Raw genomic sequence first — 21,124 nt, 5'->3', positions numbered from 1 at the left:
TTTCTTGCCGGTGGGCGGCTGCCGGCTTGCACTTTCTTGGTCAGCTGCCACTTTATTGGCCGGGCAGCCAGCGCGACGAAAAGGCGACAGGTCTATCCCCATCGCCTTCCCGGTAAAGCTATAGTGGTCCGATTTATGTTGCGGCTATCGCGTTCATTTACGCCAGGCTGGTCTGCACGCCGCCCTTCGCCTCAACGATCCGCCCGTCCACGCTCAGCCAGACGGAGCCTGCTCCGGGATTCCAGACGAAATCCTGAGACGCGGAAAACTTCAGTTGACGGAACGCCTGGAAATAATCGTAAATTTCCATGTTCGTCGCATACCAGATATCGTCCCGCCCGCCTGCGTACTCGCAGAATTGCTCTATGACCTCCCAGTTATTGTCCGTATCGAACTCATAGCTGTGGCCCCACACATACATCAGATACAAATATTGCTGCTTATGCAGCCCGACGAACGTCTCCGCCATTCCCATCAGGTCATGCTTATGGTGGCAGCTCGGCTTCCATTCCAGCCAATCGTCGGGGATGGCGAACGTCTTGGTGCTTTCGACGACACGGGCATATTCGATCCCGAGGAAGGGCAGCATCTCCTTGATCTGCCGGTTGAAGGAACCGTTCGGATAGGACATCCCCCGCACGGTATAGCCGAAGATCTGCTCCAGCTGCTTGCGGTCCTCGGTAATTTCGTAGACCAGCTGCTCCTTGGAGCAGCGGGCTATCGTAGGATGCGTCACCGTATGTGCGGACACCTCATGGCCCGCGTACAGCTCAAGCGACTCTTCTTTCGTCAGCCTGTCGTTTGTCCCCAGCAGCCCCGAATTGATATGAAACGTACCCTTGATGCCGTGCCGGTTCATAATGCCGACGAGCCTCCGGTCCGCCGTCCGTCCGTCATCATAGCTGAGCGTTAACGCCTTGTGCTTCCCCTCCGGATAACATAACACAACTCTACGCATCTCGCTTGCTTGCCCCATTTCAGATTAGGATGGTGTTGCCATGTACTAGATTCTTCATGTAAGGGCATATACCTTCAGGTTCGCGTATTCGGCGACGAGCGGAGCCATCTGGCGGAAGCCGATGCTGCCCCCTCCGAGCAGCGGCCCGAAGGACGTGCCGTCATCGGTCCAGTCGAAGATCGGCAGCTCATTGATGGCAAAACGGACGGCAGCTCCGCGCTTCAGCAGCTTCATCCGGTAAGGCCCGGCCGCATCGTCCGTTCCCGGTATCGGGTCCGCGCCCTGCGTGACCAGGTGGAAGCCATAGCTTTTACGCAGGTTGCATGTATGAAAGCACCGCTCGCTGGCCCACATCCGGCGGAAATACGACACGTGGAACGCATTGATATCCCCATGATGGTACATCTCGTATTCGCCGGTTCTGGCCGCAAGCCCGGCGTCAAGCACATGCTGTCCGCCTTGGCCCTGAGCGGCAAAAAATAAAATCGCCAGCCCCGGCTCGCGGATCGGCCAAAATTCCCATTCGATCAGCACATCGGCCGGAAACGTTTCGGGGCACCAGTAGACAAAGTTCGAGCGCTGTCCCTCCTCCGGGTCCAGCTTGTTCTCCAGTCTCATCCTCCCCAGCGGAAATGTTACCGCCGCCTCGCCCTCCAGCTGAAAGCCTGCCACATCCTTCGCTGAGGCAAGCGGATTATGGTACAGCAGCTTCAGTCCATCACTCTTAAGAGAAGTTGCATCGTTCATTCGGTAGTTCCTCCCCTTCATTTAAGTTGTAGTCAGGTGCTCGTTCCTAGTGCCCTGTAACCTTGATTATCGTAGAAGAATGGCCCTCGCGTCCAGGAGCAGGCGAGGTGCATGAGCAGCTCGGCCGTCATTTGCCCCCGGATAGCCGCCCACTTGGCCTCCCCATATAGATTGACCCATTCTCCCGGGTCGTCGGCCAGATGGTAGAGCTCTCCTTGCAGCTCGTTGATCCGGGTAACTGCGTCCTGCAGCGTGCCGGGCAAGTACAGGATCAGCTTCCAGTCGCGCTTGCGCCACATCAGCGCGGGAGCGGCGAACAAGCCTCCGGACGTCTTGCTGTGATATTCACAGAAGCTGCCGATCCGCTTCCGCTCCCCGAGCAGATCTAGCCCTGGCAGCAGAGGATTGACCTCGGCCCCGGCAGCCTTCACCAGCGTGGGCACCAGATCGATCAGCTCGGCCGGCCGCTCATCCACAGTTCCCCGGAGCTCCTGCGGGATCCGCGAGCCGGACAGAATAAGCGGCACCCGGACGCTGCTCTCGAACAGGCAGTATTTGCTGAAGCGGTACTGCCGCTCGCCCAGCATCTCGCCGTGGTCCGAGACAAAGACGATCAACGCGTTGTCCAGCACGCCCTTCTCCTGCAGACCCTCCAGCACCTGGCCGAAGTAATGGTCCAGCCAGGAGCAATTCGCCCAGTACCGCAGCGTTGTCCTTCGCCGCTCCTCCGGGCTCATCGCCTCCCACACCCGTCGCTTGTCCCAATACCCGCTGGAGGCATCCTGCATGTCGTCGGTCCAGGCCAGATGGGTAGCCTCCTCACGCTCCCAAGGCGGCTGCTCGATATCCGGTATATCCTCCAGACGATACAGCTCCTCGAACTCCCGGGGAACGTTGAAGCCGGCGTGAGGCTTGAGAAACGACAAGTACAGGAACAGCGGACGCGAAGCATCCAGGCCCGTTTCGATAAACCGCTTGCATTGCTCCGCTACCCAGCCATCCCGGTGACGGTGCATCGGCACTTCACTGGTACAGCCGATATAGCCGTTAGCATTCTCTTCCCCGCTGCCGTAGTCTTTGGTTTCTTCCTGATAGGCGGCAAGTCCTTCCGGATCGTCATCCCCCATCATAACGGCGTTCTCCTCGTAATGCCCGCTGTCTCGGGCAAGTCCGACCGCACGCACCTCGAACCCTCGGGTCGGGGGATTGGCATTGCGCACGCCGTGGTTCCAATGCGTCTTGCCGAAGCCGGCCGTCTGGTAGCCCTCCCGGCGGAGCAGCTCGGGGAGCGGCTCGACCGGCAGCTTGTCCTCATCGTACAAGCCGCCGTGATTCGTCCGCACGCCGAGCTGGGAAGGATATAACCCAAACATCATCGAGCTGCGGCTCGGGACGCACATCGGAGCCTGGCATACCGCCTGGCTGAATACGATGCCTTCCTCCGCCAGCCGGTCCAGCGTCGGCGTCTTGATATGCTCATTGAACCTTCCGATACAATCCCAGCGCTGCTGGTCGGTCATCAGAAATATGAGATTAGGCTTGGTCGGTACCATAACCATTCGTCCCTCCATGTTGTCGATTTCGGATCAGCCCTTGACAGAGCCGACCATCGCGCCTTTGGCAAAATGCTTTTGCAGGAACGGGTAAACAATCACAATCGGCACCGTAGCGACCATGACGGCCGCCATCTTAAGCATTTCGGACGGCGGCGGCTGCGTCGACACGTCGAAGGCTTCCAGATCCGTATTGGACGCGCTGATCAGCATGTTTTGCAGCAGCACCTGGATCGGCCATTTGACGGAGTCGTTCAAATAAATGAGCGCCGAGAAAAACTGATTCCAGTACCCCACCGCATAAAAGAGTCCGAAGGCGGCCAGCGCAGGCAGCGACAGCGGCAAAATAATGGAGATCCAGGTGCGCAGCTCGTTGCTTCCGTCCATCGAGGCCGATTCATCGAGCTCTGCCGGGATACTGTCGAAGAAGGCCTTCATCAGCAGCACGCTCCAGCCGTTCGCCAGCGCCGGAATGATCAGCGACCAGATGCTGTTGATCAGCCCGAGCTGTCTGACCAGCATATAGGCCGGGATAATGCCCGGGCTGAACAAGATCGTCAGCAGCACGAGCAGCAGAATCACGCGACGGCCCCTCATCCTCCTCCGCGACAGTGCGTAGGCAAGCGCCGAGGTGACAACCAGCGAGCAGGCCGTGCCGACCGACGCCAGAAATGCGCTGTTGCCTACCGAGCGTACGAACGCCTTGGCCGACAACAGATACCGGTAGGACTCCACGCTCCACTGATCCGGGAACAACACCCATTTTTTCTGCAAAAATTCGGCGGGGTCCGTCAGCGATACGATCAGCACATAATAAAACGGAAAGCAGGTGACGAGGGCCAGCAGCCCGAGCATCGCGACATTGAATCCTTGAAATAACCGGTCACTGAGGGCCGTATGTCTGTATACTTTCATCATGCCGCTCCTTTCTTCTCTTTTCCAGTGTCAATCGACGCAAATCACTGCGGGCGGACTAGAAAATGCCGTCCTGTCCCAGCTTCTTGGCCAGCCGGTTGGCGGCCAGCACCAGAACAAGCCCGATCAGCGACTTGAATAAGCCGATAGCCGTGCTGTAGCTGAATTGTCCTCGCTGTATCCCGATCCGGTATACATACGTATCGAACACCTCGGCTACTTCGGATACCGCTCCGTTGTACATCAGGAAAATTTGCTCGAAGCCTACATCCATAATGTCTCCGAGCCTGAGAATGAGCAGGATCACGATCACGCCTCGAAGCGCAGGCAGCGTTACATGCCACATTTGACGCAGCCGGCTTGCCCCGTCCATCCTCGCCGCCTCATACACCTGAGGATCGATGCCCGCGATAGCCGCCAGAAACACAATCGTGCCCCAGCCGGCTTCCTTCCACATGGACTGCGCGGTTACCAGCAGCCAGAACGTGTCCGGATTGGTCAGAAAGTCGATCCGCTCGCGTCCGGCCGCCTCCAATAGATGGTTGACCAGACCCTCGCCCTTGGCCAGCAGCGTAAACGTCAGCCCTACGATAATGACCCAGGACAGAAAGTGCGGCAAATAGAGCACCGATTGAATGATCCGCTTATACAAGGCGCTACGCAGCTCGTTAAGCATCAGGGCAATCACGATCGGCAGAGGGAAGAAAAAGACGAGATTCAGCAGATTGATCGCCATCGTATTGCGGAACAGCAGCCAGAAATCCGGCGTCTCGAAAAAGGTCCGGAAATGCTCCAGGCCGACCCAGGGGCTGCCGGTAATCCCCGCGAGCGGGGAGTAGTTCTGAAAAGCGATGACTACGCCCCACATCGGGATATATTTGAACACGAGAAAAAACAGAATGCCCGGCAGCGCCAGCAGGTACAAATACGGGTCCCGGCGCAAGTCGCGCAGAAGCCGGCGCAGATAGGAACGAGGAGGCGTCCCGGACGGATCGAGGCTGGCAGGCTTGGCATAGAGGGTAGAGTCCGAACGCTCCATCAGTCACACCTCCCTGCTAGTTCCCGCTTCGTTTCTGGTACGCGCTTGATAGTTCTTCCGTCGCCTTGATAAACTGCGGGTCGCTCTTCGTCTTGCTCACAAAGTCATCCCAGGTGGATAACGGCTCGCGTCCGAGAATGATCTTGGCCTTCAGGTCGGCGATACGCTTCTCCAGATCCGGCAGCAGCTTCTGGGCGGCGGGCGAATACAAGCCTACCCCGACATCCGGCACATTCAGCTTGGCACGGTCCGCATCGACCTTGGATCGGATTTCCTCCAGCTCTTTCAATTCATCGTTGGCCGGTGGTGCATTCAGAGCCGGATCGATCGAGTTAATGATCTGATTGAAGTCAGACGCATTGTCGGCCAGCAGCTTGTCGGGCTTGACGACCTTCACGCCGTTCTCCACCGTGTAGTGCACGCCTTCAAGGCCGAACCGCTGAATAGCGGATACTTCCGGCGTCAGCCACGTATCGACCAGCTTCAGAATCCCCTTCAGCTTCGCTTCGGGCACGGTCTTCGGGATGGCCAATATGCCGTTGAAGCCGGTACCTTGGGAGACAAAGCCATTGATCGAGGTCAATGGATAGAAATCCGATTCTTTATAAGTCGGCACCAGTTTTTTTAAATCGGGCGAAAAGACCTTGGGCCCGGTTCCCGTCTTGTCGATAATGGCCCCAGCCTTATTGCCCTTGTAATAATCGCGGACCTGCGTCGTCTTCAGCGACAGCTGGTCCTCCGGCAGCAGCTTTTCCTGATACAGCTTGGCGAGATACTCCAGCGACTCCCGCGTTTCGGGCAGGAAAGGCGCATAGGTCAGCTTGCCGTCCACCGGCTTCCACGAGCCTGTCGTCTTCGTGAAAATTTCCTGGAACGTCCCGGTCAGCGTATCGAAGCCCGTCGAGAGTCCGAACGTATCCGCCTTGCCGTTGCCGTCCGGGTCCTTTTCCTTGAACGCCTTCAGCACCTCGTACAGCTCATCCGTCGTGGTCGGCGGCTTCAAGCCAAGCTTGTCCAGCCAATCCTTGCGCAGGATCAGGAAGGATACATCGTTCGCATCCCGTCCGCGCGGAATGCCGTAGTTTTTGCCGTCCTCCAGCTTGGTCAGCTCCCAGGCTACCTCCGGCACTCCCTTATACAGGTTCGGATAGTTCTTGATATAAGGCGTCAGATCCCAGAAGGCCCCTTGGCTGACCAAGGTCCGGAAGGAGGTGCCGAACGGATCGCTGGCAAAGGTCAGATCCGGAATTTGTCCCGAAGCCAGCGTGATATTCAGCTTATCGTTATAGACATTATTCGAGATCCAGTTGATCGTCAGCTTTGTATTTGTCTTCTTTTCGATCTCCCGCTTCAGGATATTATCGTCGGCGGCAGGCGGGGTGCTGGGCGTAATGGTCATGATGCTGACCTCGAGCGGCCCCTCCTGCTTGGCTCCGGCTGCGCCCTCTCCCGGGGAAGAACTCTCTGCGGCAGGCGCCGTTCCGCAACCGGCAACGGTCACCAGCATGGCGCTCAATGTCAGAAGCGCTGCGCTCTGCGCAAGCTTCTTTGTTGACTTTCCTCGTCTGGAATCCCCCGAGAAGGCTGATTTCATATCCCTTGTCATGGCATTTCTCTCCTATCCGCTTAACCAAGTATACAACTTGGTTTTATATGTTTTATATATGTATCATAGCGGATAAAAGCTTGGCCGTTTTGTCCGATTGGGCCACAAATCTGGCGGATCGAGACGCATTATCGGCGAGGAGAGGCGAAATGATGCCAAAATGATGGAAGCAGATACAAAAGGAGAGACTTGTCCTCCCTTCGTCAAACTAACCGTCGCTTCTTCACCTGCTTGCGATAGCCTCCAGGCGAGCAGCCCACGAGTCTGGCAAACAGCCTGGAAAAAAAGGAGGTATCATTGAAGCCCACCGCTGAAGCAATCGCATCGACGCTGCGGTTCGTCTCGGCCAGCATCTGCCTGGCCCGCTCGATGCGGATTTGCTGCAAAGCCAAGGTGATGCTTTTCCCCGTCTCCTGACGAAAGACCCGGTTCAAGTGGCGGGAGCTGATCGTGAACTGCTTCGCCAGATCAGCGGCTGTGATCTTCTGGTAGTAATTTTGCTCCAGATGAGAGCAAATCTGCCGGACCAGAATCTCATGTCCGACGGACAGCGGCTTGACCGGTTGAAAGGAAGCTTCAGCCTCCTGCCTCCTATACCAGCGGGAGAGACGAATCAGCATGTTGATCAGCTGCTGTCTGACGATCACGGCAGCCCCCTCTGCGCTCTGCTTGCATTCTTGAATCATATCCTCCAGCTGAGCAAGGACCTCGCCTGATTCCCAAGAATTCAAAGACAGCCTGCGCGGCATCCTTTCTCCCGGTCGGTACAAGGGCTTCAGATACGGCAGCTCCAGCAGCGAACCCGGCTCCGCAGGCAGGAAAGCCGCGATCGTCTCCCGCTGGAACAAGCAGTTTACCAGCTCCAGACTATACTCCTTCGCATCGGGGAACGCGTGCATCTCCCCCGGCATAATCATGAAGACGTCTCCGGCTTTGACGTCGAAGCATTCCCGGTTGATCCGATGCCTGCCCTGACCGTGAACGACATAGACCAATTCTATAAAATCATGCACATGCTCCTCGAACAAATTATGCTGCCCGTGGGAAGAACGCTGAACCCATACCTGGCCCCCGTCCCGCCCATAGCCTGAGAAGTTTTTGATCAGCATGAGAGTATGGACCTCCTCCAACAACATGGATAGAGGTCATTATACAATAATTCCGAGTGGATAAGTAGTATTTAGTCTTTCCTCTGCTGATTCTTGCCAAGCTCGGGAAGCGAGCTTGCTGCCCACGCTCCAGGTCTGAGGAGGCTGCCCGTATCCCTTCCCGCTTAGTGCTCCTCCAGCTCCTTCAACTCCGGCAACGCATCCGGGATCAGTTCCAGACACATCATCACATTCAGGCACCATTGGGAAGCTGTATTGGTGCTGATCCAGGGAAGCTCGGTGATCGGGCGGATGTAGGCAAGCTCCTCCACCGTCTCCGCCTCTAGCGGGATGCCGATCTGCCAATGCGTCCGGTCCTGCAGCAGCAGCTTCCACGCCTCCTCCGCCAGCGCCGGGTTGCTGCGCTTCACCGAGGAATAAGCCATCAACGGAGTGGCCAGCATCGGAATGTTCCAATCCTTGCCGGGGATATCTCCGTTCGTACGGCGCGCCTTCTCTTCATTGGGCAGGGTATAGAACTCCCCGTATTCCGCCACCATATCCTCCCACTTCGGATCCTTAAGGACGCGGGCCAGCTCCAGCCATACCTGCGTCCCACCCATGCAGATCATCAGGTGATGCCCCCAGTTCTCATGGCCCATCCATTGCAGTTCGCCGCTGCGCGGGTCATAGCCGAATACCGGCCCCGTCAGCAGCCCGTGCTTCTGGCGCTTCAGGCTATCGATCCCGACCATCAGCTTGTCGCGGTAGAACGTATCCTCGTGCCGCTCCCAGCGGGTCAGCCAATTGGAAGCGAATGCCGTCCAATCCGGTCCGCTGCGGGCATGCGTCGGAAACTCATCCTTCGGATAATACGACCGCATCGGGTCCAGCCGCTCCGTCGCATAATCCGAATCCTTGAACTCATCCATCATCTCCCCGATGCGCTCATCGGCGGTCAGATAATAGAATAGCGTATGCAGCCCCGCCATGCCGATCCGGGCTTCCTTGCAGCCGCAGCCCCAATGCACGACGTTATGGCGTGAGCCGAGTCCCGCATATTCTCCGAAACGGTACACATCCACCTCGCTCGTATGCCTCGCCATCGCCTCGGCCATGCGGAACGCATCCGCCCGGCCGGTACGCAGGAAGGTGTACCAGAGCCACAGATTCGGCGCCAGCTCCGTATTCTGCCAGGCGCAGCCTCCAATATCATAACGCCACGTATGACGCACCGGATCGTAGCTATGCATCACATCGCCGTAATCCCAGAAGCCGTACCACCGCCGCTGCTCCACCTCGTCCCGGTAGAAGTCGAATACCTGGTCCAGCCCATCCTCCAGCCAGGCCTTCGTCTCCGTCGACCGGTCTGGCAGGCTCCATACTCCGGCCGCGCCGGACTCGTAGTAACACTGCGGCTCGCAGACGAGCAGCGGAGGCTGCTCCTTGGCCTCCGTCATCGCAGCGAGAGCCGCATGCGTCGGGGCCGCATCCAGGCACCATACCGTCAGCTCGCTCGTATGACCGACGCCGAAGGGAGTGCTGCGCAGCTCATCGAAGCCCTCGTAGGCCGACAAGACATGCGTCTCGGTATCATAATGGCGAAGGTCCATCGCCTCCGCATCCGGCGACCAGAACCAGGCCGTCATCGACGCCGTATCGGCGGACATGCCTGCCACTTCGAGAGCTGCCGGGCACTGCTGCCAGAAGCTGCGCATGCCGACAGCCAGCCCGCCGCTCGCGCCCCCTGCATACAGAAGACCGCCTGCCCTGGAGCCGTAAGCGGCGCGTACCCAGCTGCAGCCTTCCTTCGTCCGCTTGACGATGGTATACGAGTCAGGCGCGGGCTGAGTCAGCTTGAAGCTGTCCCATACCGCCGAATCCTCCAGCAGCCCCACGAAATGGACATCCTCCTGCGGATCGAAGCGTATCGTCCGGCCCGCTGTCTGCTCCTTGTACAGCTCGGCGTAAGCCCCCCTCGTCCGGAAGGTCTCCAGACCCTTGGGCGACTCTGCAAAAAAGCCCGTGTCTCCGGCCAGACGGACATGCCGGTTATACAGCTCGCCCTCCAGCGGAACGTCGAACCGCAGGCCGAGTCCCTTGATGAAGTCCCGCTCCGGATCCCCATCGTAATGAAACGTATACACCGCTTTGATCGACGCTTGGCCGCTGTAGAGATAAAATCTTAACGTGAAAGGCAGCCAGGATGCGCCGCCGCCAACCGGCCGGTGCTTGCCGTCGACCTTGACGACCGTCCGCACCTCGCCCTGCTGCTCTACTGTCGTCTGAAGGACGACACTCTCCTGCTGTTCAAGACGGTATACGGCACTGCCCGACTCTACGCTTCTAGTCTCCCTTATCGCGGTCAACCGGGCCCCCGAGCATACCAAGGCTCCGGTCGCCGATCTGACGATCCGGCTGATCGGTTCCGTCCCGGCTTTGGAGAAGCGGCAGGCGATGGCCCCGGTGTCCACCTCAATCCAGCTATCCGTTTCCTGCAGCGTAACCGGGCTTGCGGACCTCACAGGCTCGCCACCGGCGAGCTCCATACCGAGGCTGCGGTCCCCGGCCGCCAAGGAAGCGGCATGCGCCGTCCACTTGACGCTGCCGTCCGGCCAGAAGGCTGTCGGCCAGCTCTGTACAGGGATTGGGTCACCCGCTGAATCCCGCAAGGTTAGCGCTTCTTCCCGCTTCAGCGTTCCTTCCGCCCAGGGTACTCCCCAAGTCACTCCCGCCCCCAGCGATCCGTTCGGCTGTTCCTGCAGCCACTTCAGTTTTACCGTCTTTGTTGCTCGCACTGTCGTATAGCCTCCTCCAAATCGTGATTACTGGCAACTATACCCCCAGGGCGCTTTTCCGGCAAGCTGACATTATTGCCCTGTCCGCTACCCCATATAGCACTTTTTTGTTGGACTTGCAGTTTTTTGCCTGCCCCCAAAAATACAGCGGTCAAGAAAGTTCGATTGTACTCTGCCGCGGCTCTGCTTATGATGGGTACACAAACCTACTTGCGGAAAGGATGCTCGAACATGCAAACAACCTTATACCACGGTGCCGCCTGGTACCCCGAACTATGGAACCGCGAAGCGTGTCAGCAGGATATTCGGATGATGAAAGAGCTTGGCATCAACGTCGTGCGCATAGGCGAGTTCGCCTGGTCGGCGATGGAACCGGAGGAAGGAAAAATCGATATGGCGTTCTTCGCGGATACGATCCGGGAGCTGCATACCCACGGCATCAGCACCGTCATGTGCACGCCGACGCCTACCCCGCCCATCTGGCTGACGCACGGCCACCCCGAGCGCCTATTCGTGGACGAGCGCGGCGCTGTCATGGGTCATGGATCGCGGCAGCATATCTGCACGAACCATCCCGATTTCCGGGCAGCGGCTGCTCGGATTACGGAGCGCATCGCCGAAGCCGTCGGCACACTTCCGGGGCTGATCGGCTGGCAGCTGGACAATGAATTCAAGGCGCATGTAGCCGCCTGCTTCTGCTCCACCTGCCGCAGCCTCTGGCAGGGCTGGCTGGAAGCCCGCTACGGAACGGTCGAGCGGCTGAATGAAGCCTGGGGTACCGACATCTGGAGCGAGGCCTACCTGAGCTTCGACCAGGTGCCTCAGCCGGGGCCTGCGCCGTTCCTGCACAACTCCTCCCTGCAGACGATGTACCGGTTATTCTCGATGGAGAGCATCGCCGAGTTTGCCGACGAACAGGCTGCGATCATCCGCAAGCATTCGCAGGCGCCGATTACCCATAACAGCAGCATCGCCTTTCACGTCGACAATGACCGCTTGTTCGCCAATCTGGACTTTGCTTCCTTCGATACGTACGCTTCCATTGAAAACGCGCCCGCTTATCTGCTGAACTGCGATCTGTGGCGGAACTTCAAGCAGGGGACGCCCTTCTGGATCATGGAAACGAGTCCTTCCTTCAGCGGCTCGCTGGAGAGCTACGCGATCCCTCACCCGAAGGGCTACGTGAAGGCGGAAGCCGCCGCCGCTTATGCGCTTGGAGCGCAAGCCTTCTGCTATTGGCTATGGCGGCAGCAGCGCGCAGGCTGCGAGCAGCCTCACGGCTCGGTCATCAGTGCTTGGGGCAAGCCGACGGTCGGCTACGAGAATGTGCAGGAGGCGGAGGCAGCCCGACAGGAGCTGGAGCCTATTCTTAGCTCAACGGAGCCGTACCCGGCGGAGGTGGGAATGACGTACTCGGATAAAGCGAAGGCTTTCCTGCAAACGGAACCGCACCGCAAGCTGTCTCATCGCAGTCTGATCCAGTCGTTCTACAGCCGCCTGCTGGATATGGGGCTTCACCGGGATCTGCTGCCGGAGAGTGCGGATCTGACGGGCTGCAAGCTGTTGTTTACCCCGTTCCTCCATCATCTGAGCGACGAGTATCGGGCGAAGGCCGAGGCTTTCGTGCGACGCGGAGGGATCTGGGTTGTCGGACCGTTGACGGGCGGAAGAACGGAGCATCATACGGTTCATACGGATGTCGCTCTGGGCCAGCTGGAAGATCTGGCAGGCGTCGAGACTATATTCACTTATCCGATGGACGGGACCGGCGCCATAGGCGAGGCCGTCGGACTATCGGCCCCCCTCTCGCTTTGGTCGGCTGTGTTCGAGCCGAAGCAAGCGGAGGCCGTCGGAACGATCTCCGGAGGATTGACGCCGGGGGCGGCTTTCCTGACCGAGCGCCGCTGCGGAGAGGGCAAGCTCGTCATGCTTGGCTCCATGCCAGCCGGGGAAGAGGGGGATGCGCTGCTGCGTAAGCTGATCGATCATTATGCCGACGAAGCCGGCGTCACCCTGCGTACGGACGTTACGCCGGGGACGATCGTGGCCCCGCGAAAGGGCGATGGCTTCGATGTGTGGATTATCGTAAATATGGACGGCAAGGGAGGACGGGTAACTTTGCCGCGTCAGGGGTATGACGAGCTGGAAGGATCAGAGGTGCAGGCAGGCCTGCTGAACATCGCCCCATTCGGCTATAAAGCGATCCGTTTCGCCTGATCGAACAACAAAAAAGCCGCAAGCGTCGGGCTTCCCATGTATACGGGAGGCCTTCCGTTCGCGGCTTTTTTCTCCTGTCAGGAGTTCTTGCTTAGTATCGGCTGACTGCCGGCCCTGCTGCGCAGGTCCTTGCGTCCCCATTTGAACGAGATCGCAAAGCTGGCTACGAGGACCGCAGCACCGAGCAAGTACGGAATATGGATGTGCACATCAAATAAAATTCCCGCAACCGCCGGACCGAAAATATTGCCAAGGCTCATGTAGGCGTTGTTCATCCCCGCTACGAATCCCTGCTCCTCCCCTGCCATCTTGGACAGCAAGGTATTGATCGCGGGCCGCAGGATTGAGGTAAACGTAAAGAACAGCATCGTAACGGCCAGCACATACAAGAAGTTGCCGGACAGCAGCATCAGCACCAGACAAGCCGCCGACAGCAGGAAGGTCAGATTGATCAGCAGCTTTTCTCCGAAGCGGTTCAGCAGCTTGCCGATCAATACCGCTTGAATGACTGCGCCGATCAAGGCTCCGACCGTAATCAAAATGGAGATATCCAGGGCATCAAAGCCGTACTTCTGATCGACGAACAGAGGAAAGATCGCTTCGAAATTAGCCAGACCGAAGGTCAGCGTAAAGATCAGGACGAGCAAAACCAGGTAAGGGGCACGGAATGACTTCGCGAACTGGAGAAAGATGTTCTCCCGCTTAACCTGGCTGCTGCGGGCTTGCTTGCGATGGGCCTCAGACAGCGTCTCCGGCAGCATGAACAGCGAGATCAGCATAGCCAATACGCCGACTCCCGCAGAAACATAGAACGGAGCCCGGATGCCAAGCTCAGCCAAAAATCCGCCGATACCGGGACCGATGACAAAGCCGAGCGACATCGCCGCCCCAAGCAGGCCCATGCCCTTGCCCCGGTTCTCTTCGTTGGTGACGTCCGCCACATACGCCATCATGGAAGGGATCATCGCAGCAGCGCCGATCCCACCCACGAACCGCGACAAGTAAAGCATCCAGATATCGTCGGCTATGGCGAACAGCAGGTTGGACACGGCAAACAACACCAGTCCAGCGACAATGAGCTTCTTGCGTCCGAACTTGTCGGACCATTCCCCAGCGATCGGGGAACAAATAAACTGGGTTAAGCCGAACGCGGAGACCAAATAACCTGCGGTCGCCCCCCCGGCGTTAAAATGCTTCAGGAATTCCGGAAGCACGGGAATAATTAAACCGATGCCGAGCATGGCGATGAACATATTGATCATCAGCACGATCAACGGTCCCCGTTGTATAGTTGGTGCAGACATGACTAGTTTCCCTCTACTTTCCTTATCCAGAATAACTTCCTCTCCACCTACAGAGTATAATTCACAGATTGACTGAAAGTCAATCTGTATAACGTAGCGTATTTCTGCCACGGCCTTGACAGTTCCGATGGGCGATTCTATCATGTGTACTTAGATCATAGCACGGAGAAGGAGAGACGAAGATTTGGCCCGTAACGCTGAAAAGGATCAGGAGCTCCGCAAAGAACGTTGCCAGCAGATTTTGGCCGCCGCCGTCGAGCTATTCGTCAAAAAAGGCGTATCCGCCACCAAGATCTCCGATATCGCCGCCAAAGCGGGGATCAGCCATGGACTTGTCTATAACTACTTTCGTTCCAAGGACGAAATCTACCTCTCGCTGCTCGAAACGAATCTGAACAGCTTCCAATGGCTGCTTGACGAAGCGCTCGCGGAGCCTCTGCCCGCTTACGACAAGCTGCTCCGCGTGCTGGAACGACTTTATGTGTGGCCGTGGGAGGAAGCCAAGTTTCATCACCTGTTCATGGAGCAGCTCCTTGTATCCGACTCTGTCTCGGAGGAGCTTCAGCAGTCCGTCATCGCCAAGTCGACCGAAAGTCTGAACAGGGTTGCCGCCTTGTTCAGCGAAGCGCAGGCTGACGGCCTCTTAATGGAAGGAGATCCGCGCGAGCTTGCCTTCTACTTACTAACCCTGGCACAAGCTACGCAGATCGCAAAGTCGCGGGGGCTGCAGCTTGGACGAGAGGATTCGCCAGATCATATCATGACCTTTTTCCTCAGGAAAAAATAGCTGAGCCTCTAAGTCCCTCACCGCATATCAAAGACCGGCACGCCCGCCCAGGCGCCGGTCTTTTTTTATTTGCCGGGGGCTCTGCCTTCTTCCCCGCCCCCCTTTTGTCCGATCCGTTGCGCCTATTGTTCATTGTGCTTCCCAATGTTTACTGTTAATATGAAAATATTAACCAACATTTACCTCCGCGTCTTAGCGGGTTCATCATTCCAACGGACAATGAAGGTGTCAACGATGCATTTTTATGAGCAATTGAAAGGCTTGCGCCGAACCAAAGGCTTCACCATCCGGGAGCTGGCCGACCGCTCCGGCGTGTCGGCCGCCTATATCTCGCAGCTGGAGAACGGCAACCGTGGCGTTCCATCTCCCGATGTGCTGATGAAGCTTTCGGAGGGCCTCAATATCCCCTACACGGAATTAATGAAAATCGCCGGCTATCTGGAGAACCCTGCCGGTTCCGGCGAGGAAGCCGCGATCCCGAAGCCGCGTATTAACCTGCGCCGCTTCCTGCAGGAAAACGAGCTAAGCTTCGACGGCATCGAGTTAACGGAGCAGGATAAGGAATGGATCGAACGCGTGCTCTCTGCGATGTTCTGGAGGGACAAGCAGCGCCTTCCTTCCTCCGCCGAAGCCATCGCCTTCGCGGGCGGGGACGAGCAGGGAGCAGACGTAAGAATAGATCGTCCCGGGGACGACCCGCAAGACGGAAGCCCGGCGGAGCCCCGTCAAGCTTCCTATTCGAAGACGGGCAAGGTGGCTCGCAAGAAAAGCCGGACCGAAAGCTATGCGCTCTCCGAAGCCCAGGGAGACCTGGCATCAACGGACGGCTCGCAGGGAGCGCTGCCCGCTGAAGCTGGGTCTGCGAAGGGCAGGCGTAAGCGTGCCGGCGCAGACTCAATGTCGAAACAGGCAGAGCCTCACTTGTCAGCCCATGACGCTTCACCGAGTGATGCGGACGAACCTTGAGGCGTGAGGCGTCGCCAGGTTACTTTTCCCACTGCTCGATTGGGGGGCTTCCGGAGTCGTCGGCCCTCCAGGCTCGACTCCACTTTCCCTCAACCCATAGACAAAGGCCGCGCTCACAAGCTGCGGCCTTTGTTTGTACCCATTTTTAACCCCGTCTCCGTTGCTTCCTCGGCCCTCGAACGGGTGAGCAGAGCGCCGCCGAGCAGAAATGCGCCGCTCACATAAAACACCGAGATTAATCCCCCGCCGCTGCCGACCATGCCGAAAAACAAGGGCGCAATCAGCTGGGAGAGCCGATTGGAAGCCAATCGGAGCCCCAGTACTTCGCCTGTGCGCGACTTGGGCGAAGCATTATAAGTCGTGCTCATGGAGAGCGGCTGCCCGCAGCCCAGACCGAGTCCCATCAGCGCGCTGAGCAGACCGAATAAATAAGCATTCCCCGCCAAGGGGACGGCCAGAAAAGAAATGCCTGCCAGCACGATCGAGGCCAGCAGCACACGTCCCCGGCCGAACCGGGCGGTCATTCGTCCCAGCAGCAGCCGAACGAACACCATGGCCAGCCCCTGTACAGCAATAATCCAGCCTATCGCCGAGGCCGAAATGCCCAAACCGGACGCATACAAAGGAAAGTACGCGACAAAAATATCCCGGGAGTACAGCACCAGAGCGCTGGAAGCGAGAGCTTTGCGCAGCAGGGGAAGCCGCAGCAGTTGAAGCGGGCTGCTGGCTGGCAGCGGCGGAGGGGAGTCCGACGGCTTCTCCCCCGAGCGAAGCGCGGGCACCAGAAATGCCAGACCGAAGGGCAGAATCCCCACGAACACCGCGGTAAGAAACGCCAATGAATAGGAAAAATGCTCGGCTACATATCCGCCGATGACCGGACCTATAAAAGCCCCGATCGCGACGAACATACTGAAAATTCCGAATACGTGATCACGGGTCTGCTTGGTCGCCGCATGGCCGAGTACATTCTGCAGCGAAATGGTGATCAGCACATGCGAGATACCGACCATTCCTTGCGAGACGTACAGCGCAGCCATCGAAGGAAACAGATACGGCAGCGCCAGCCCCACCGTTGCCCCCAGCGAGCCAAGGATGATCGGCAGCCTGTCGCCTACCAGATCGGCCAGCTTACCGGCGCGAATGGCGAAAACCAGCGGTATAATTGCATAAGAGGCCGTCAGCAGACCAACCTCCAGCGCGTCAGCCCCAAGATCAGAGGCATACAGCGTGATTAACGGCCGGGTCAGATTGACCATCGTATGGAAACACAGCGCGATGGCCAGAATAACGCGTATTGTCATGGTCCCCACCCATTCCGTAACTAAGCAAACCCCAAAAAACGTCAGATCATTATATCATGAGGTTAGACTTCTCACAATGCGGTTCAAGCTTGTATAATAAAAACCGAAAAACATTCAGGCTACAACCGAAGGGAGCATTCGCGTATATGTCCTTGATTTTACCCGATCCTTTTATTGAACAAATGCGAAGACAACTGCAGGAGGAGGCCGATGCCTTTTTCCGTTCCTATCAGCAGCCGCGAACGCATGGTCTTCGCTTTCATATGCATAAGCTCTCCTCTACCTCCCCCTCTCTGCAGAAGCAGCTAGTAGAGCTATTCGATCTTACGCCGGTCCCCTGGTGCAGCACGGGTTACTATTACCCGGAACAATCGAGACCAGGCAAGCATCCGCTTCATGCCGCAGGCGCCTATTACATCCAGGAGCCTTCGGCCATGTCGGCTGTGGAGCTGCTGGGTCCCGAGCCTGGAGACGTCATACTTGACCTAGCTGCAGCGCCCGGAGGGAAATCCACTCATATCGCTGACAAGCTGCAGGGCCAAGGCCTGCTGATCGCCAACGAGATTCATCCGGCAAGAGCCAAAATACTCTCTGAAAATATCGAACGCATGGGCATCGCGAACGCCATTGTGGTCTGTGCCGCGCCGCAGCAGCTTGCCGACCGATTTCCAAGGTTCTTCGACAAGATGATGATCGACGCCCCCTGCTCCGGCGAGGGCATGTTCCGCAAGGACCCGAACGCCATCCACGAATGGTCGCCCTCTCATGTGGAGATGTGCGCCGCCCGCCAGCTTGATATTTTGCGCGCAGCCGTAACCATGCTCAAACCTGGAGGGCGACTTGCCTATTCCACCTGTACCTTTAACGAACTGGAAAATGAACAAACCGTCGCCGCCCTGCTCACCGGCTTTCCGAACCTTCGGCTGCTGCGCACGGAGCGAATCTGGCCCCATCGCAAGCAGGGCGAAGGGCATTTTGTCGCTGTGCTTGCGATGGAGCCGGATGGGGAGCCCTCAACAGGTCAAGACGGTTGCAGCGAGAAAGCTATCCGCGACAAAGGCGCTCCGGCCAAAAGCAAGCGAAACGCGAAGCCGGAACAGGAGGCTATGCGCCTGTTCGCCCGGCTCGCCGACACCATCGGCGGAGCGGGCTTCATGGCAGGGCTGCAGCATGCGCTGGGCGACGGCGAGCCTCTTCTGTTCGGCGACCAGCTGTACTGGCTTCCGTCGGGGCCAGCCGGCAGCCTGCACCCTGAGCTGCTTCGCGGTCTGAAGGTACTGCGCCCCGGGCTTCATCTGGCCGGGATCAAGAAGGACCGCGCGGAGCCTTCTCACGCGCTAGCCCTGGCTTTACGCGGAGCGCTTGCGGAGCTGCCTCCCCGTCTCGCGCTGACGGCCGGGCTGGCCGAGCGTTACCTGCGGGGCGAGACGCTTGAAGCGGACGGGGCGCCTAACGGCTGGACGCTCGCTACCTTGGCAGGGCTGCCTTTGGGCTGGGGCAAGGTAAGTGGCGGGACATTTAAGAATCATTATCCGAAGGGGCTCAGGTGGCCTTGAGTTACTACGAATAGGCTGAGATGCCGCAAGAGGACTGCCCGCCGGGCAGTCCTCTTGTCCTATATGCCAGAAATGCTCGGCCGTACGCCTGCTTGCTAGTGCAGCTGCTCCGTCTCGAACAGCACCTCTTCAATTACCCGGTTGCGATGCATCATGGACAGGTTGATCGCCTCATATTCCTTCTCCTTGTCCAGCTCCTCCATGAGCAGGGTGGCGATCAGTTCGCGGTCCCCTTCGCTGCCCGGTTCGCGGAAGTCGATGAAGCCGGTCAGCTGACGCTGGCTGATATCGACCGTTGCCGATCCGATCGGCAGACCGCCGCGGGACAGCTGATAGATCTCGTAGGTAAGCACATCCCCGTCATCCCGTGCCAGTATGACCGAGTAGTCGTCCGCCGATTCGGGCTCAAGCTCCTCCCAGACCTCTTCCGCTTCCAAGTCGTCCACAAGAAGCTGCTCGTGCGCCAGCTCGATCGTCTCGATGACTTCCTTGCCATATATCATATGAATAACGAATGTATCGACCTCATCCTCATCGAAATCGAGTACTAGCAAGTCGGCTACGGCATCCAATGCTTCGTCATCCGGCTCGATCAGCCAGTACACGGAACCCGACACCTCCGCATTTTCCAGATGAAGAAACGCTTCCGCTATCCAGTTCTCATCTCTATCGTAAACATGATATTCGAACAGGTCCTCGTCCTCACCCACAAGAACAAGCTCCAGACCGACCATTGAATAATCCTCGCGATAAATAGCCCCTTCATCCTCCAGATTGGAGTCACGGTCTATCCCGTCGGTGTCGTAATCAAAATCTTCATCGGCGGCCGACCAAGCCGACTCCTCCAGCTCAGACGAAGGCTGGACCGTGATCACATGATCATAGCTGCTGTAGGTGGCCACTATTTCGCATTCGCTTGCGTCAATGGCGTCACTGAATGCCTGTACGTAGTCATGGACCGCACGGAAAACTTCTTCCTTGTCCAGCTCCGTCAGCACTTCCTGTTCAAGCTGTAGAGAACCTGCCAAGCGTACGGACTCCCGGTAGACGATCGTCAACGTGCCTGCGAACCGATTTTTAAACATTACGTCACAAACTTCTCCGCCTGCCGTTTTCAAGTCCGGCCTTATCATCACGCTGCTCATTCGGGTTCCCTCCCTGAAGGTTTGATTGGAGAATACTCTCGCGCTCTTAGTAGTTGGCTATGCCTGCTTAGCATGTCCTTCCTCCCACGTAGTATGCGTCAGCCCCGTCAGACTTGCCGGAACCCGAAGCGGATCGAGTAAGAGGGGCAGCTAGGTGCGTGCTGGACTTACACCCTAGAGATGAGGCCCATGCTTGGCGCGCGTATCATGCCGAAAAGGCCCGGGTTTCCCCGAGCCTTTCTCCCGTGCGCTAAGCCAGCCTTGTCTCTTTTCTCTTTTGCCCCAGCAATGCTGCTAGGACCTGCTTCGTCCCGCAGACAGCGGGGCAAGCACATGCTTGACCAGCGCGGCATGCACCCCATTCTCATTGTTGGAGAGGGTAGTCTCGTCAGCGGCTTTTTTCACCTCATCCGGCGAATTGTCCATCGCGATCCCCAGACCCGCGAAGCGGATCATATCGATATCGTTATAGTAGTTGCCGATCGCGATAATTTCCTGCGGCTCGATTCCCCAGGAGGCAGCCAATTGCTTCAGCGCACTGCCCTTGGAGGAAGCCGTCATCATGACATCAATAAACTCGACCCCGCTGCGGATGTTATGAAACGTTTCCGGCAGCATGAACTCCGTGCCGAAGGCCTGCTGTACGAGGTCCAGCTGTTCTCCAGTGCTGAACATCGTAAACTTGACGATCCCCTCCATAGCAAGCACATCCTCCGACCGTTTCGGCTCGATGAGAAACCGCTCATACATGGCCATCACCTCATCCTCCGCATTTTCGACAAAGAGGTCAAGCGGGGTATTCACGTCAAAATGAACGGCGTTGGCCCGGCAGTAACGGACCAGCTGCTCCAGCTCCCTCATCGGGAAACCGACGAAGTTCAGGACCTCGGGTCCCGGGGTCTGTACGGTCGCGGCTCCGTTATGGGTAATCAGCACTCCCTCGATCCCGAGCTGCTCCAGCACAGGGATCGCGCTGCCCGGACCGCGTCCCGTACAGAGGACAATACGCAGTCCCGCTCGCTGCACGTCGCGAAGCGTTCGTATCGTTTCGTCACTAAGCCTATGATCATCATCAAGCAGCGTACCGTCTACATCAAGGGCAATCAAGCGGTAGTCCATCCATTCTCCACTCCCGTTTCTC

General features: G+C 57.9%; 16 protein-coding genes. 4 read left to right on the top strand and 12 right to left on the bottom strand.

What is annotated here, in order from left to right:
- Positions 1 to 157: 157 nt before the first annotated feature.
- From GSF01_RS20415 to GSF01_RS20380, 8 genes are all read right to left on the bottom strand, one after another.
- Positions 158 to 958 (bottom strand): polysaccharide deacetylase family protein, encoded by an 801-nt coding sequence (locus tag GSF01_RS20415; protein ID WP_159887151.1) that lies wholly within the window; start codon positions 956 to 958, stop codon positions 158 to 160.
- Positions 959 to 1,012: 54 nt separating this feature from the next.
- Positions 1,013 to 1,705, bottom strand: coding sequence for a DUF1961 family protein (locus GSF01_RS20410; protein WP_159887150.1), 693 nt, complete (start codon positions 1,703 to 1,705; stop codon positions 1,013 to 1,015).
- Between the two features lie 32 nt (positions 1,706 to 1,737).
- Positions 1,738 to 3,258 carry a sulfatase family protein gene (locus GSF01_RS20405; protein WP_159887149.1) on the bottom strand — a complete coding sequence of 507 codons (1,521 nt, stop codon included), beginning with the start codon at positions 3,256 to 3,258 and terminating at the stop codon, positions 1,738 to 1,740.
- Between the two features lie 33 nt (positions 3,259 to 3,291).
- Complete coding sequence (locus GSF01_RS20400) at positions 3,292 to 4,173, bottom strand: carbohydrate ABC transporter permease (RefSeq protein ID WP_407945782.1); 882 nt, start codon at positions 4,171 to 4,173, stop codon at positions 3,292 to 3,294.
- A 58-nt stretch (positions 4,174 to 4,231) separates the two neighbouring features.
- Positions 4,232 to 5,212 (bottom strand): ABC transporter permease, encoded by a 981-nt coding sequence (locus GSF01_RS20395; protein ID WP_235941640.1) that lies wholly within the window; start codon positions 5,210 to 5,212, stop codon positions 4,232 to 4,234.
- A gap of 16 nt (positions 5,213 to 5,228) precedes the next feature.
- Positions 5,229 to 6,818: an extracellular solute-binding protein gene (locus tag GSF01_RS20390; protein ID WP_159887147.1), complete on the bottom strand. Its 1,590-nt coding sequence runs from the start codon at positions 6,816 to 6,818 to the stop codon at positions 5,229 to 5,231.
- Between the two features lie 203 nt (positions 6,819 to 7,021).
- Positions 7,022 to 7,927, bottom strand: coding sequence for an AraC family transcriptional regulator (locus tag GSF01_RS20385; protein ID WP_159887146.1), 906 nt, complete (start codon positions 7,925 to 7,927; stop codon positions 7,022 to 7,024).
- Positions 7,928 to 8,091: 164 nt separating this feature from the next.
- Positions 8,092 to 10,704: an exo-rhamnogalacturonan lyase family protein gene (locus tag GSF01_RS20380; RefSeq protein ID WP_201305448.1), complete on the bottom strand. Its 2,613-nt coding sequence runs from the start codon at positions 10,702 to 10,704 to the stop codon at positions 8,092 to 8,094.
- 231 nt (positions 10,705 to 10,935) lie between these two features.
- Here GSF01_RS20380 and GSF01_RS20375 point away from each other — a divergent pair, with 231 nt between their 5' ends.
- Positions 10,936 to 12,921, top strand: a complete 1,986-nt coding sequence (locus GSF01_RS20375; protein WP_159887145.1) for a beta-galactosidase — start codon at positions 10,936 to 10,938, stop codon at positions 12,919 to 12,921.
- Positions 12,922 to 12,998: 77 nt separating this feature from the next.
- Here GSF01_RS20375 and GSF01_RS20370 read toward each other — a convergent pair whose 3' ends face one another.
- Positions 12,999 to 14,225 (bottom strand): MFS transporter, encoded by a 1,227-nt coding sequence (locus GSF01_RS20370; RefSeq protein ID WP_159887144.1) that lies wholly within the window; start codon positions 14,223 to 14,225, stop codon positions 12,999 to 13,001.
- Positions 14,226 to 14,409: 184 nt separating this feature from the next.
- Between GSF01_RS20370 and GSF01_RS20365 the strand changes: the two genes are divergently transcribed.
- Both GSF01_RS20365 and GSF01_RS29795 read left to right on the top strand, forming a co-directional pair.
- Complete coding sequence (locus GSF01_RS20365) at positions 14,410 to 15,012, top strand: TetR/AcrR family transcriptional regulator (RefSeq protein ID WP_159887143.1); 603 nt, start codon at positions 14,410 to 14,412, stop codon at positions 15,010 to 15,012.
- A gap of 234 nt (positions 15,013 to 15,246) precedes the next feature.
- Positions 15,247 to 15,978: a helix-turn-helix domain-containing protein gene (locus tag GSF01_RS29795; RefSeq protein ID WP_235941639.1), complete on the top strand. Its 732-nt coding sequence runs from the start codon at positions 15,247 to 15,249 to the stop codon at positions 15,976 to 15,978.
- Positions 15,979 to 16,091: 113 nt separating this feature from the next.
- Here GSF01_RS29795 and GSF01_RS20355 read toward each other — a convergent pair whose 3' ends face one another.
- Positions 16,092 to 17,282, bottom strand: coding sequence for an MFS transporter (locus GSF01_RS20355; RefSeq protein ID WP_159887142.1), 1,191 nt, complete (start codon positions 17,280 to 17,282; stop codon positions 16,092 to 16,094).
- A gap of 146 nt (positions 17,283 to 17,428) precedes the next feature.
- Between GSF01_RS20355 and GSF01_RS20350 the strand changes: the two genes are divergently transcribed.
- Complete coding sequence (locus GSF01_RS20350; protein ID WP_159887141.1) at positions 17,429 to 18,838, top strand: RsmB/NOP family class I SAM-dependent RNA methyltransferase; 1,410 nt, start codon at positions 17,429 to 17,431, stop codon at positions 18,836 to 18,838.
- Between the two features lie 95 nt (positions 18,839 to 18,933).
- Here GSF01_RS20350 and GSF01_RS20345 read toward each other — a convergent pair whose 3' ends face one another.
- Positions 18,934 to 19,983 (bottom strand): hypothetical protein, encoded by a 1,050-nt coding sequence (locus GSF01_RS20345; RefSeq protein WP_159887140.1) that lies wholly within the window; start codon positions 19,981 to 19,983, stop codon positions 18,934 to 18,936.
- A gap of 294 nt (positions 19,984 to 20,277) precedes the next feature.
- Positions 20,278 to 21,102 (bottom strand): Cof-type HAD-IIB family hydrolase, encoded by an 825-nt coding sequence (locus tag GSF01_RS20340; protein WP_159887139.1) that lies wholly within the window; start codon positions 21,100 to 21,102, stop codon positions 20,278 to 20,280.
- Between the last annotated feature and the right edge of the window lie 22 nt (positions 21,103 to 21,124).

Origin of the sequence: Paenibacillus puerhi (assembly GCF_009846885.1) — a bacterium.
GTDB lineage: Bacteria > Bacillota > Bacilli > Paenibacillales > NBRC-103111 > Paenibacillus_G > Paenibacillus_G puerhi.
Note: the sequence above shows the minus strand (reverse complement) of the source record. Positions and strands in the feature narration are given on the sequence as shown.